Consider the following 13,208-nt stretch of genomic DNA (forward strand, 5'->3'; position numbering starts at 1 on the left):
TTAACTGAAAGGACGCCAAGGCCATGTTCGAAAGTCTCTCCGACCGCCTCTCTGGCGTTTTAGACAAGCTGACCAAACAGGGTGCGCTGTCTGACGCTGATGTGTCCACCGCCCTGCGCGAAGTCCGCGTGGCCTTGCTGGAAGCAGACGTTTCCCTGCCGGTGGCCCGTGATTTCATCAAGGCAGTGCAGGAAAAGGCGACCGGCCAGAATGTTACCAAATCGGTGACGCCGGGCCAGCAGGTCGTCAAGATCGTGCACGACGAGATGGTGCATTTCCTTGCCGGTGACGATGCCAACGCGGGTCAGCTGAAAATCGACAACGCCCCTGCACCGATCCTGATGGTCGGTTTGCAAGGTTCCGGTAAGACCACAACGACAGCCAAGCTTGCCAAACGTCTGGCAGAGCGGGACAAAAAGCGGGTGCTGATGGCCTCGCTTGACACAAACCGTCCGGCGGCGATGGAACAATTGGCGATTCTCGGGACGCAGATCGGCGTGGACACGCTGCCGATCATCAAGGGGGAAACCCCTGTGCAGATCGCCAAACGGGCCAAGCAACAGGCCACGTTGGGCGGTTACGATGTTTATATGCTCGACACTGCGGGTCGTTTGCACATCGATCAGGAACTGATCCAGCAAGCCGCAGATGTGCGCGATGTGACTAAGCCACGCGAAACCCTGTTGGTGGTCGATGGCCTGACAGGTCAGGACGCGGTGAACGTTGCTACGGAATTTGACGACAAGATCGGCGTCTCCGGCGTCGTTCTGACCCGTATGGACGGCGACGGGCGCGGTGGTGCGGCCCTGTCCATGAAAGCCGTGACTGGCAAGCCGATCAAATTCGTCGGTCTGGGCGAAAAGATGGACGCGCTTGAGGAATTCCACCCCGAGCGTATCGCGGGCCGTATCCTTGGCATGGGCGACATCGTCAGCCTTGTGGAAAAGGCGCAGGAAACCATCGAGGCCGAACAGGCCGAAAAGATGATGAAACGGTTTGTCAAAGGGCAGTTCAATATGAACGACCTTAAGGGCCAGCTGGAGCAGATGCAGAAAATGGGCGGTATGGAAGGCATCATGGGAATGATGCCGGGCATGAAGAAGATGGCCAAACAAGTGGAAGACGCCGGTTTTGATGATTCCGTGCTGAAACGTCAGGTGGCCCTGATCCAGTCCATGACCAAGAAAGAACGCGCCAACCCGGCGATCCTGCAAGCCAGTCGCAAAAAGCGGATTGCGCGCGGGGCAGGGATGGAAGTGTCCGATCTGAACAAGCTTATCAAAATGCACCGGCAGATGGCCGACATGATGAAAAAGATGGGTAAGATGGGCAAAGGCGGCATGATGAAACAGGCCATGAAGGGCATGATGGGCAAGGGCGGCGGTCTGCCTGCTGGTATGCCTGCAGATATGGACCCTAAACAGCTTGAAGCGACAGCGAAGAAGCTGGGCGGCAAAATGCCCGGTGGTTTGCCCGGTCTGGGCGGCGGCGGTTTGCAACTGCCCCCCGGTCTGTCCGGTTTCGGGAAGAAGAAATGAGCCTGACGAACGCCCCCACACTGGAAACAGAACGGCTGGTGCTGCGCGGTCCGCAAGTTGCGGATTTTGAGCCGCTGGCCGCGTTTTATGCATCCGATCACTGTGTCGGTTTCGGTGGGCGTCTGGAACGGGACGAGGCATGGCGCTGGTTTGCGTCCAACGTGGGTCACTGGCACATTCACGGATACGGCTATTTTTCCATCGTGGAAAAAGCCAGCGGTGATGTTGCCGGACTGACCGGCATCTGGAACCCCGAAGGCTGGCCCGAACCCGAACTGGGCTATGCCCTGTTTGAGGCGTTTGAAGGCCATGGCATTGCCGGTGAAGGCGCAGAGCGCGCACGGCAATGGGCGTTTGAAGATCTGGGTTTCAAAACTCTGTCGTCCCATATCATACCGGGCAATGCACGTTCTATCGCACTGGCGGAACGGATGGGCGGCACCTTCGAGCGGGCCTATCAAAACCCGCATATGGGCGAAGACCATATCTACCGTTACCCCACACCGGAGCACGCCCAATGAGCAGCGCAACCGATAATGCCGTGACCAAAGCTGCCGAGGTGCTGAAAGAGCATCGCAACAGCATCGACCGTCTCGACGCGATCCTTGTCTATACTCTGGGCGAGCGGTTCAAACACACACAGGCCGTGGGCAAGCTGAAAGCGACCCATGACCTCCCGCCATCTGATCCAACCCGTGAAGCCAGCCAGATAGACCGTCTGGAACGTCTGGCCCGCGAGGCGGATCTTGATCCCGAATTCGCCAAGAAGTTCCTGAACTTCATCATCAGCGAAGTCATCCAGCACCACAAACAACATCAATCCTAATTCCCGAATGTAGGGTGGGGTGCGCCCCCCCGACCAAGCCATCTAAAGGAGATACACCCATGGCAATGAAGATCAGACTGGCCCGCGGCGGTTCCAAGAAACGCCCTTTCTACCGCGTTGTTGCAGCCGACTCCCGCATGCCGCGCGACGGCCGCTATGTTGAAAAACTCGGTACATACAACCCGCTGCTGGCCAAAGACGACGAAAACCGTGTTCAACTGAACATGGAACGCGTTCAATACTGGCTCGGTGAAGGCGCACAGCCATCCGACCGCGTTTCCCGTTTTCTGGAAGCTGCCGGCGTTGTTGAGAAAAAAGAACGTGCGAACATGAAGAAAGCCGAGCCTGGCAAGAAAGCTGTAGAGCGCTCCGAAGAAAAAGCTGCTAAAGTTGCTGCTGCAAAAGAAGCTGCTGCTGCACCTGCTGAAGAAGCCAGCGAAGAAGCTGCTGCTGAATAAGACAACGGAGATCGGAACAACATGCATAAATTTACCGCTGAGTTCCGATCCGAGTTTGTAAATTTGTTGAAGTGGCGCCGCGATGTGCGCCACTTCAAAACCACACCGGTTCCCCAAGACAGCCTTGCCGAATGTCTGGACGCGTTTCGCCTGTCCCCTTCTGTTGGCCTGTCCGAACCCTGGCGCATTGTCAGCCTTGATACTGACGCTGCACGGGCCAAAGCCTATGACAACTTTCAAATCCAGAACGATGCGGCCCTTGCGGGATATTCCGGCGATAAGGCGAAAACCTATGCCAGCCTGAAGCTTGCCGGTATGAAGGAAGCCCCCGTCCAATTCGCGATTTTCTGTGATGAGGAAACGGAAAAAGGGTCCGGTCTTGGGGCGGCTACTATGGCGGAAACCCGTCGCTATTCTGTGGTGTCAGCAATCATGTCTTTCTGGCTGGTCGCGCGGGCCTATGGTCTGGGGGTCGGCTGGGTGTCCATTCTGGACGCAGACCAGTTGCGCGCGGATCTTGGCGTGCCGGAAAGCTGGTCTTTGGTGGCCTATCTTTGTGTTGGCTATCCGACAGAGGAAAGTCTGCAACCGGAGTTGGAAGCTAAGGGTTGGGAAGAGCGGGCGGAAACCGTCGACGTGATGTCCCGCTAAGGCCGCAGGATTAGGGGCGCTGCCCCTGAAACCCCGGGATATTTCCCCCAAAAAGAGCTGTGACGCGGGTCAGGCGGCGAAACCGTCGGTCTGTCTTGCCCAGAAACCGGCGTAAGGGCCGTTCAGATCCAGCAGTTCTTCGTGGGTTCCAGTTTCAACGATCCGGCCTGCATCAAGCACGACAATCCGGTCCATCCGCGCGATTGTGGACAGACGGTGTGCAATGGCGAGAACGGTTTTGCCTTCTACCACCTGATCAAGCGCGGTTTGAATGGCGGCTTCCACTTCGGAATCAAGCGCGGAGGTGGCCTCGTCCAGCACCAGAATCGGCGCGTCCTTCAGGATTGCACGGGCAAGGGCAATCCGTTGGCGCTGGCCGCCGGAGAGTTTGACACCGCGCTCTCCCAAATGGGCATCATAGCCACGGCGGCCTTTGTGGTCTTCCAGTCCAAGGATGAAGTCATGGGCCTCGGCGCGTTTTGCAGCGGCGATCAGGTCGTCTTCTGTGGCATCGGGGCGACCATAAAGGATGTTATCGCGGGAGGAGCGGTTGAACATGGCGGTGTCTTGCGTGACCATACCGATCTGGCGGCGCAAGTCTTCCTCGCTTGCCTCACGGATATCTTGGCCACCGATGCGGATTGCGCCTTTTTCGACGTCATAGAGCCGCAACAGCAGGGCAACGAGGGTGGACTTGCCAGCACCGGACGCGCCGACGATGCCGATTTTCTCGCCCGGTTTGATCGTCAGGTTAATGTCTTCGATGCCGTTGCCGTCGCGGCCATAGCCAAAGCTGACGTGGTCAAAAGCGATGTCCTTGCGCCCGTCCAATCCTTTGGGGGCGTTAGGCTGGTCCAGACGGTGGCGCGGAGTGAGGGTGCGCATGCCGTCCTCGACCTCTCCGATATTGGCCCAGATCGCCATCAAGGTGAAGCTGACCCAGCCGGTCATCTGTGCGATGCGGATGGAGATCGTACCTGCAGCAGCGATGTCACCGGGGGAAGCCAGTCCACGGGACCAGAGCCAGAGCGTGCCGCCAATCAGGGCAACCGGCAGCAATCCGGCGACTGTCATCAGCGTCAGGCGGAAACCGGCAGAAAGCAGGCCGAAATCAAGCGCGCGGTCGCGAAACTCCGAGATTGCCCCGATCGCGGCGCGGTCTTCGTGTTCGGCATGGGCGAAGAGTTTGACGGTTTTGATGTTGGTGATTGTGTCCACCACTTGGCCGGACACCATCGCCCGTGTGCCTGCCCGCGCCTTGGAACGTTCGCGGATGCGGGGCATGAACCAGCGGATCAACAGCAGATACACCACCAGCCATACCGCCAGTGCCACAGCAATCGACCCGTTAATTGAGGTCAGAAGTAACACCGACCCAACCAGCGAGGCGAGCGCGAAGAACACCACGTTGATGACTTCGACTGCCACATCTGTCATGGCGCGGGCCGCCTGCATTTGTTTTTGGGCGATACGGCCTGCGAAATCATCGTCAAAAAAGCTGACAGTCTGCCCCAGTGTCCAGCGGTGTAGACGGGTCAGCACCAGCGGATTCACGTTGGGCGCGACCAGCACGGAATTGGCGGTGGACGACGCGCCGAACGCCAGTGGACGCAGGATCAGGAAGAAACCGGCGGCGAGTATCAGGAGCATCAGGTTCTGATCCCAGAACACCTCCGGCCCGCTGGCCAGTGCGGCGTCAATCACCTTGCCAAGCAGGATCGCGGTCACAACTTCCAGAGTGCCAACCAACGCCGAGAGCAGAGCCGCCACGGAGAGCCAGCGGAATGCACCGCTCAGCGCCCAGCGGAAGAACGCGCCGAGGGTTTGGGGCGGTGGTCCTTCGGCCCGTGCGAACGCGTCTATCAGCCCTGCAAATCGTCTCATTCTGTGTCCAGTCCCAACATTTCACCCGATTGGCGTGACCAGAAGCCGGCATAAAGCCCACCTTTGGCCAACAGTTCGGTGTGCGTTCCGATCTCGGCAATTTGTCCGTCATCCAGCACCACAATTCTGTCCATCCGCGCGATGGTGGACAGGCGATGGGCAATAGCGATGACGGTTTTGCCTTCCATCACACCGGAGAGGGCGTTCTGGATCACGGCTTCGCTTTCACTATCTAGCGCGCTTGTGGCTTCGTCCAAGACCAGTATCGGCGCATCTTTCAATACAACACGGGCGAGTGCAATGCGCTGGCGTTGACCCCCCGACAGTTTCACGCCCCGTTCGCCAACAAAGGCCTTCATCCCGCGCCGTCCCTTGGGGTCTTCAAGGTCAGGGATGAAATGAGCCGCATCCGCTCGGGTGATGGCGCGTTCGATGTCTGCGTCGCTGGCATCCGGCGCCCCGAGCACGATGTTGTCGCGCACAGAGCGGTGCATCAGACCGGGTTCCTGTGTGACCATGCCAATGGCGCTGCGCAGGCTTTCCTGCTGCACCACAGAAATATCCTGCCCGTCGATTTCAATGCGCCCCGTTTCAGGGTCCATAAACCGCAACAGCAGGTTCACAAGTGTGGTTTTCCCCGCACCGGACCGCCCGACCAACCCAACCTTTTCGCCCGCGGCAATGGTCAGGTTGATGCCGTTCAAACCGCCCTGATCCTTGCCGTAATGATGTGCGACATCGACCAGTTTGATTTCTCCGGCTGTGACGCTCAGTTCAGGGGCGGTGTCTGCATCGGTGACAGTGTGATCCTTGGCGATGGATTCCATACTTTCATGGATTTTACCTGCGTTTTCAAACAACAACGTAGAGACCCACATGATCCACGCTGTCATAGCAGACAGCCGCATTACCAGCGCAGTCACGGCGCTGATCTCTCCGACGGTAACGCGGCCCATGCTCCAATAGTAGAGGGACAGACCGACCACACCCACAATAAGGACACCCGTCAGAAGCCCCAGATCAAGCCTGATCCGTGTCCAAAGCCGCATGAAAACCATGAACCGCTCGCGGTCCTGTTGGGCGGCTTGCAGTGCGAAGTCCTTTTCGCGGCTGTCACCGGAGAAAAGCTTCACGCTTTCGATGTTGGTATAAGCATCGACCACCCGCGCTGTCACCATCGAACGGGTCTGGGACATTTCCTCGGACGCTTTGGAAATCCTGCGTCCCATGTGCAGGATATACAGCACAAACGCGCAGAGCCAGAGCAGCATCGGAAAGGCAAGGGCCGGTGTCACCGAGGACATGATCCACAGTGCGCTGATGAAGTAGATGGATACGAACCAGACTGCCTCAAAAAAGGTATAGACGTTATCTTCAACAGCAGGGCCGATCTGCATCACGCGATTGGCCAGTCGGCCAGCGAAATCATTGTGAAAGAACTCGCGGCTTTGCCCGAGCATATGGGTGTGGGCCCGCCAGCGCACCTGATCGCGCATCGCGCTCGACAGGGCCTGATGTTGTAATAAACCATTTAGAAAAAAGGCGAGCGGTCGTCCAAACAGCAACAGCGCCGCCACAGCTAGCAGTTCCAGTCCATGGCGCCCCCAAAGGGCATCGCCATCGGACTGGTTCACATAGTCGATGATCTGCCCGCTATAGCTGATCAGCCATGTTTCCAGCAGGGCAACCACAAGACCACCGATCAGCAACCACGGCAAAAGCCTTTTGAAGGGGCGGAGTTCACTTCGGATGAAGGCCCAGATATTGCGGGGCGGGGTGCCGAGATCCCGTTTGGCAAAAGGATCGACGATAGATTCAAAAAGACGGTACATAATAGTATTCCAACGGACAAAGAGAATTGCGCCACGGGCAGATATAGACAGGGAATGTCAGGATATGGCCGCTGGGGCCAAGGCAACAACGTGGCTGATTGAGGGCAGACGGAAAAACGCCCGCATCAAGGGGCTATAGGGTCTTCCCGGCCTTCTTGATTTTCCAGCAATTCATGCAGCACCTCTAGGTTAATGAAAAAGATGTAGCACCGCGCGGATAGGCTGTCACCTTTTTCTTTAATTGGGGCCGTGCAAGCGCCCTTAGGGTTGGGGCATGCGGAATGTGAAGGTAGTGCCATCATTGTCAGAGTGGACTTCAAGCGTGCCGCCGTGGGCTTCAGCGATACCAGAAGCAATGCTCAGCCCCAGCCCGAGGCCGGTGCGTTTGCTGCTGCTTCCCCCTTGGTGGAACGGCAAGAAAAGGGTCGCGATCTGGTCTTTGGGGATGGGATCGCCTTCGTTTTTGACTGACAGAGTAAATTCATTGTTTTCAGTTTTGGCGCTGACCTGAATGATCTTGCCTTGCGAACCGTGCGTGATCGCATTCCCCAACAGATTGGACAACATTTGCGCGATACGCTCGCGATCACAGTCCACGTTCTCTGGCAGGTCAATCTCGCATTCGATTTGGTGGGCCGGAGAGACCGACTCTATTTCTGCTACGATCTGCTGGATCACCGGTTTTAGGGGGCCGTCTGCATCGCGTTCGATGATGATGCCGCCATCCTGCCGTTGCCGTGCGCGGTCCATCAGGTTCTCAATCAGATTGCCCATGCGTTTAAGCGAGGTTTTCATCAGCGCCACGACATGTTCGCTCTGTGCATCCATCTGTTTGCGCCCGAGCGTGCGGAGTCCGGCCTCTAGCGCGCCGACGGGGTTGCGCAGGTCATGGGCGAGGATCGCGATAAACTGCTGTTGAAGTTCCGAAATCTGACGCTCCTGCGCAACTTCATTTTCGCTGTCTTGGAGACGTGCCGCGGTTTCCAGACTGTCCCCGATCATCCTTGCAAACAGGCGGAACATGCCCAGCACCTGTTCGTCTTTTATCTTATGGGGGGCGGGGTCAATGGCGCAAAGGGTGCCAAAGAACGACCCGTCCTTTTTGTGGATCGGGACCGAGATGTAGCTTTGTATATTGTAAATCTCCGGTGTGTGATGATGGCAGTACAAAGCATCGTTCTGAACGTCTTCAATCACGATTTCAGCATCTGCCATGCGAACCTCATGGCAAAGCGTAGTCTCTACATCCAACTCGTCTCCGGGCGTCAGTCCAAAGGCAATCTTGTCTACCGTCTTGCATGTCACCCAGCGGGTATCTGTCACCCGTGCAACCGCCGCAAACCCCATGCCCGTTACCAGTGTAATCGTTTCCAGAAGATTCGGAACGATCGCACTCCGCCCGATTTCGTCGATGTCATCTTGGAAGTCATGATTTGAAGTCTGTATTGTCAAAACGGGTTATTCGCTCCGGTTGGTAAGTTGCGACAACGATCGCACGTTGATATTTATTTGATGTTTAATATTCAGCTTGAGCAGCCTGAAAAGAGCATCAGAACTGCATCGCTTAGTCAATATATTGCACAACTGCTGAAGGGCAATATTTGGCAATGTCTGGCAATTTTGCGCAGAGTTCTTGACCTTTGTGCTATAATTCTTGCCGTTGGTGGTTAAGGGAACACGCGGAACATCTTTTCATTGGCGCGGCGGCGGGGTACTTGGGACAGGTGCATGCGGGTTGTGTTGGCCAGCATGGTTGAACTGACGGATAAATTGGGGCCGGAACTTGGCAAAAAACGATACCATCTGCGTAGCGGCGATTATGGGGGCTTTCGGGGTTAAGGGCGAAGTGCGGATCAAGTCTTTCTGCGCCCAACCCGAGGACGTGGGCAGTTACGGCCCGCTCAGCTCTGAGGACGGTAGCCAGAACTATGAGCTTACCGTGACCCGTCCGGTCAAAGGCGGCTTTGCGGCGCGGATCAAGGGTGTGCGTTTCAAGGATGAAGCGGACGCCCTGCGTGGTGTCCGCCTGTTCGTGCCGCGCAGTGCGCTGCCCACTCTGCCCGATGACGAATATTACTATTCAGACCTGATTGGCATGGTTGTTGTGGATACTGGTGGTGAAACGCTCGGCAAGGTCCGTGCTGTGCACGACCACGGTGCAGGGGACATCCTTGAGGTGCGCCTTGCGACAGGGGGCGATGCCTTGCTGCCTTTCACCCACGAAATTGTACCAACTGTGGATATGACCTCGGGCCGGATCGTGGTTGATCCCCCCGAAGGCGCCATAGATGGCGGCTGACCCCGCTTTATCGGATGCTCTGACCCGCCGGATGCAAAAATATGCGCGGGAGTCGGCAGCTTTCGCCGAATTTGACGCAGTGGTGCAGAGTATTCCGGCCCTAAGCAGTCTGGTTTTAGACGATTGCCTGCGCCTTGCAGAGGACCGTGCGGTGTTTTCTGCGCGATTGAACGACGAACCCGTCGTCGTCAAACATTTCACCGGCTTGGATGGGATCGAACGGGCTGCGCGGGTACATGCGGAGCTAACCTCCCGTCACAAACATATGGGGCAGGGGCCGCTGCGGGTGTGCGCCCCCAAGCTGTTTATACCGGATGCCCCGCTGACCCTGCGCAGCTTTCAAGGTGGAGCGCGGCTCGATAAAGTTTTGGCACAGGCTGATCCGGCGACACGGTTGCAAAAACTGCGTCAGGCTGGTCAGTGGCTTGACCTTTACACCAGCGACAGACGCAGTGCGGCAGGTTTTGGGCCTTGGAAGTGGATCAAACGCCTGAACGCGCCGCCCGAAAGCCCCTTTGCGCCGCTGATCGGCCAGCTAAAGGCGCAGTTGCGGGCACAGGCCCCTGACCTGACGGGCAAGCCTGTGCAAATGGCGCGCACCCATGGGGATTTCGCGGCGTTGAATTTGATTTCTAAGGGCAGCGACCTGATCGGCATCGACATCGAAAACAGTCACGTGCTTGCCGTTACAAAGGATCTTGCACGGTTTCTGGCACAAGCCCAAAGCGAGCGGCAACCGGACGGCAACTGGGTGCCGGTGGCAGAACGGGACGCCTTGCTGGACGGCTTTTCTTACCTGACGCCATTTGATCGCGGTCCGGTGATGCGTTTTTTCTACGGGGTAGAACTGGGCAAGCGTCTGTTAGGCAGCGGTGCAACGGCGGCACAAACTGCCAATCTGGCCGCCGCCCTGCAGGCCTATCTATCGTACGGCGCGCAGAGCCAATAGACAAAAGCGCAAGAACGGATTAATCCGCCCCCATGTCCGATGAAAAAAAGCCCCTGTCCCACGGGATGAAAACACGCAGCCTGACCCGTTCCCACGGGCGTCTGGCGGTGCGTCCCTCTCTCAAACCGCGCGAGTTGATGTCTGACACGCCCGATATCGCAGGGGCTTGGCGGGCCAAAGTGATCACCCTGTTCCCCGATGCCTTTCCCGGGGTTCTGGGTCAGTCCTTGACCGGAAAAGCCTTGCAAGAAGGCAAATGGGCGCTTGAGCCGATTGACCTGCGACAGTTTGGTACCGGCAAGCACAAAGACGTAGATGATACCCCCGCAGGGGGCGGAGCGGGTATGGTTCTTAAGGCGGATGTGGTCGGGCAGGCCTTTGATGCAGCACGCCCCGGAACGCCGATGGATCAGAGCCGCTGGCCTGTCATCTATCTTTCGCCGCGCGGCAAACCCTTTACTCAGGCGATGGCGCAGCAGTTCTCTAAGGCCGAAGGTATGACCCTTCTGTGTGGTCGCTTTGAAGGCGTCGATGAACGGGTGCTGGAGGAATACAACGTGCAAGAGGTCTCGCTCGGGGATTTTGTACTGACCGGCGGTGAAATCGCTGCGCAGGCCCTGATAGACGCCACTGTGCGCTTGTTGCCCGAAGTGCTCGGCAATGCGGCCTCCACCGAAGAAGAAAGCCATTCCAATGGCCTGCTCGAACATCCCCAGTACACCCGTCCGGCAGAATGGAAAGGGCGCGGCATACCCGCAGTTCTGACATCGGGCCACCACGGAAATGTGGAAAAATGGCGCCGCGAACAGTCCGAACAGATCACGAAAGAGCGCCGCCCCGACATGTGGGCAGAGTATACCTCGGGAAAGGACTAGCCCGCCCGGATCACAGCCTTACCACAGTGTGGTTTCAATGTTCCAAAAATACTCAAATCCCGAACCCGCGCAGCCCCGCAAAACCCTTGCATCATTGCCCCAAGCGCCCTATACGACCCCGTGCTCTGCCCCGTTTTGAGTCGCGTTGCCCCTTGTGGTTCTTCCCACAAGCCGGACCGCCGCTTACAAAAATCGGTAAGGACCATACAAATAAGGAACGTCACTCCTATCTCTGGCGGGCACTGCGGTGGACCCGGACGAAGACCAAGAGCAATGGGACCGGCATCAAACTTCGCCAGACAATGGCGGGCATAAAGGATCATTACGATGAACATCATCGAACAGCTCGAAGCTGAACAAATTGCCGAGCTCGGCAAAGACATCCCTGACTTCAAAGCAGGTGACACCATTCGCGTAGGCTACAAAGTGACCGAGGGCACACGCTCCCGTGTACAGAACTACGAAGGTGTCTGCATCGCACGCAAAGGCGGTTCCGGTATCGCTGCTGCTTTCACAGTGCGCAAAATCTCTTTCGGTGAAGGCGTAGAACGTGTGTTCCCGCTGCACTCCACCAACATCGACAGCATCACAGTTGTCCGTCGTGGCCGTGTGCGTCGCGCGAAACTTTACTACCTGCGCGCCCGTCGCGGTAAATCCGCACGTATCGCGGAAAAAACAAACTACCGCCCGCTGGGTGGTGCAAAAGCGTAAAACCGCTTTTACCCGAGTATCAGAGCGGCCCTTGTGGCCGCTCTTTTCGTTTTCAGGCACTGAAATCCGGTTGGTGTTCGACCTGCTACAGATTTCCCCAAAGTCGCGCCGATGTGTCCAAAATCCCGCCATATTCCTGTGCCACTTAGGACAGGTAGTTTCGGTATTTTTGGATAAACGGTATGCTTTCCTTTCTTATGCGCACCTTTGCACTGTCCCTGTCGATCTTCTGGCGGGCCTTGCCCTGCTGGGCGCTGCTGGCGGCGATCCTTTATGCGGTGTTCAGCTTTTTCGCCGAAAGTCCGATTATCTTCCTGATCCTTCTGGGGTTTGGCGCAGGTACGCTGATGGTGTTTATGCTGTTCGTCAACGTGCGCTCTGGCCTGATCGTTGCGGATGAGGTCACTCCCACCGATCTGGGCAAGCTGTTCCTGCGATCGTTCAAATTCTTTAGGTTTTTCGCAATCTTTAACGCTCTGATGGGCGGTCTTTCCCTTGGGGCGTTTTATATCGCTTCGCAAATGGGGATATTCGACTTTGACATGGCGGTTGATGCCGTGACCACTGGCGATCCCGATGCTTTAGCCGAGCTTTACAGCACCCTGTCGCGCCCGTCGGTTTATGCCTATACCACTGTCACACAAATCCTGTCGCAGATTGCCTATGCCTCGCTGGCGGTGCCAATGGCGGCGAATGCGGCGGCTTGCAGTCCTAAGGCCCGCAACTACGAGATTTTCTGGGGGTTCGGGGCAGGGGCGCTGCGTATGTTCCTGCTGATGCTGGTGGCTGGTACGATCATCACCGGAATGGTGCTGGTCTACGGATTTGTCCTGCTGACCATGCCGGTGTTTGACGGGCTGTCGCTGATGCAGGTCACCACTGTGGAAGAGCTGACAGCGCCAAGCACGCTGACGTCTTATCTGATGATCGCGGTGCTGGTCCTGTTCCCGATTGCCGGTTTCGTCTGGTTCATCAGCCTGTGGTGCGCAGGCGCGACGCTGTGTTTTATCGCCCATCGGGACAAATCACAGGAGGAGAAGGATTTTGAGATTTCCCGCGTGTTAGAGCGCCCTCACTCCACCGAAGATCTGCGGGCTTTGCGCATGTCGCGGATGCGTGGAACAGCGGATGGATAAACCGTCACGGCCCGTTCCCTAAACGGGGTGAGATAACCGCTTGCCGGAT

13 protein-coding genes are annotated in these 13,208 nt (G+C 57.2%); 10 read left to right on the forward strand and 3 right to left on the reverse strand.

What is annotated here, in order from left to right:
* Window positions 1-23 precede the first annotated feature (23 nt).
* Genes ffh through bluB form a run of 5 tightly spaced genes read left to right on the forward strand, consistent with a single transcriptional unit; the run spans window position 24 to window position 3,473 of the window.
* Entirely contained in the window at window positions 24-1,538 is a 1,515-nt protein-coding gene (gene ffh, locus IEX10_RS01990) for a signal recognition particle protein (RefSeq protein ID WP_188670405.1), read from the forward strand.
* Window positions 1,535-2,059, forward strand: a complete 525-nt coding sequence (locus IEX10_RS01995; protein ID WP_188670408.1) for a GNAT family N-acetyltransferase — start codon at window positions 1,535-1,537, stop codon at window positions 2,057-2,059. Before ffh ends, IEX10_RS01995 begins: the two co-directional genes overlap by 4 nt.
* Window positions 2,056-2,364, forward strand: a complete 309-nt coding sequence (locus IEX10_RS02000) for a chorismate mutase (protein ID WP_188670410.1) — start codon at window positions 2,056-2,058, stop codon at window positions 2,362-2,364. The genes IEX10_RS01995 and IEX10_RS02000 overlap by 4 nt, the downstream gene beginning before the upstream one ends.
* Before the next feature lie 59 nt (window positions 2,365-2,423).
* Complete coding sequence (gene rpsP, locus IEX10_RS02005) at window positions 2,424-2,822, forward strand: 30S ribosomal protein S16 (protein WP_188670412.1); 399 nt, start codon at window positions 2,424-2,426, stop codon at window positions 2,820-2,822.
* Window positions 2,823-2,843: 21 nt separating this feature from the next.
* Window positions 2,844-3,473, forward strand: coding sequence for a 5,6-dimethylbenzimidazole synthase (gene bluB / locus IEX10_RS02010; protein WP_188670414.1), 630 nt, complete (start codon window positions 2,844-2,846; stop codon window positions 3,471-3,473).
* A gap of 69 nt (window positions 3,474-3,542) precedes the next feature.
* Here bluB and IEX10_RS02015 read toward each other — a convergent pair whose 3' ends face one another.
* The 3 genes from IEX10_RS02015 to IEX10_RS02025 all read right to left on the reverse strand — a co-directional run bounded on the left by IEX10_RS02015 (window position 3,543) and on the right by IEX10_RS02025 (window position 8,641).
* Window positions 3,543-5,357 (reverse strand): ABC transporter ATP-binding protein, encoded by a 1,815-nt coding sequence (locus tag IEX10_RS02015; protein ID WP_188670415.1) that lies wholly within the window; start codon window positions 5,355-5,357, stop codon window positions 3,543-3,545.
* Window positions 5,354-7,189 (reverse strand): ABC transporter ATP-binding protein, encoded by a 1,836-nt coding sequence (locus IEX10_RS02020; RefSeq protein ID WP_188670417.1) that lies wholly within the window; start codon window positions 7,187-7,189, stop codon window positions 5,354-5,356. Before IEX10_RS02020 ends, IEX10_RS02015 begins: the two co-directional genes overlap by 4 nt.
* A 261-nt stretch (window positions 7,190-7,450) precedes the next feature.
* Window positions 7,451-8,641 carry a GAF domain-containing sensor histidine kinase gene (locus IEX10_RS02025; RefSeq protein ID WP_229678397.1) on the reverse strand — a complete coding sequence of 397 codons (1,191 nt, stop codon included), beginning with the start codon at window positions 8,639-8,641 and terminating at the stop codon, window positions 7,451-7,453.
* 331 nt (window positions 8,642-8,972) lie between these two features.
* Here IEX10_RS02025 and rimM point away from each other — a divergent pair, with 331 nt between their 5' ends.
* From rimM to IEX10_RS02050, 5 genes are all read left to right on the forward strand, one after another.
* A complete protein-coding gene (gene rimM, locus IEX10_RS02030) occupies window positions 8,973-9,488 on the forward strand; it encodes a ribosome maturation factor RimM (protein ID WP_188670419.1) in 516 nt (171 codons plus the stop codon).
* Entirely contained in the window at window positions 9,478-10,437 is a 960-nt protein-coding gene (locus tag IEX10_RS02035) for a hypothetical protein (protein ID WP_188670420.1), read from the forward strand. The genes rimM and IEX10_RS02035 overlap by 11 nt, the downstream gene beginning before the upstream one ends.
* A gap of 32 nt (window positions 10,438-10,469) precedes the next feature.
* Entirely contained in the window at window positions 10,470-11,312 is an 843-nt protein-coding gene (gene trmD / locus IEX10_RS02040; protein ID WP_229678398.1) for a tRNA (guanosine(37)-N1)-methyltransferase TrmD, read from the forward strand.
* 327 nt (window positions 11,313-11,639) lie between these two features.
* Entirely contained in the window at window positions 11,640-12,023 is a 384-nt protein-coding gene (gene rplS / locus IEX10_RS02045; protein WP_101655359.1) for a 50S ribosomal protein L19, read from the forward strand.
* Between the two features lie 182 nt (window positions 12,024-12,205).
* Window positions 12,206-13,159: a hypothetical protein gene (locus IEX10_RS02050; protein ID WP_188670422.1), complete on the forward strand. Its 954-nt coding sequence runs from the start codon at window positions 12,206-12,208 to the stop codon at window positions 13,157-13,159.
* Window positions 13,160-13,208: the final 49 nt, after the last annotated feature.

Origin of the sequence: Neptunicoccus cionae (assembly GCF_014643735.1) — a bacterium.
Taxonomy (GTDB): domain Bacteria; phylum Pseudomonadota; class Alphaproteobacteria; order Rhodobacterales; family Rhodobacteraceae; genus Amylibacter; species Amylibacter cionae.

Coding starts and splice junctions, on each gene's coding strand:
- bluB (WP_188670414.1), top strand. CDS start 2,844: ATGCATAAATTTACCGCTGAGTTCCGATCCGAGTTTGTAAATTTGTTG.
- ffh (WP_188670405.1), top strand. CDS start 24: ATGTTCGAAAGTCTCTCCGACCGCCTCTCTGGCGTTTTAGACAAGCTG.
- IEX10_RS01995 (WP_188670408.1), top strand. CDS start 1,535: ATGAGCCTGACGAACGCCCCCACACTGGAAACAGAACGGCTGGTGCTG.
- trmD (WP_229678398.1), top strand. CDS start 10,470: ATGTCCGATGAAAAAAAGCCCCTGTCCCACGGGATGAAAACACGCAGC.
- IEX10_RS02020 (WP_188670417.1), bottom strand. CDS start 7,189: ATGTACCGTCTTTTTGAATCTATCGTCGATCCTTTTGCCAAACGGGAT.
- rplS (WP_101655359.1), top strand. CDS start 11,640: ATGAACATCATCGAACAGCTCGAAGCTGAACAAATTGCCGAGCTCGGC.
- IEX10_RS02000 (WP_188670410.1), top strand. CDS start 2,056: ATGAGCAGCGCAACCGATAATGCCGTGACCAAAGCTGCCGAGGTGCTG.
- IEX10_RS02035 (WP_188670420.1), top strand. CDS start 9,478: ATGGCGGCTGACCCCGCTTTATCGGATGCTCTGACCCGCCGGATGCAA.
- IEX10_RS02015 (WP_188670415.1), bottom strand. CDS start 5,357: ATGAGACGATTTGCAGGGCTGATAGACGCGTTCGCACGGGCCGAAGGA.
- IEX10_RS02050 (WP_188670422.1), top strand. CDS start 12,206: ATGCTTTCCTTTCTTATGCGCACCTTTGCACTGTCCCTGTCGATCTTC.
- rpsP (WP_188670412.1), top strand. CDS start 2,424: ATGGCAATGAAGATCAGACTGGCCCGCGGCGGTTCCAAGAAACGCCCT.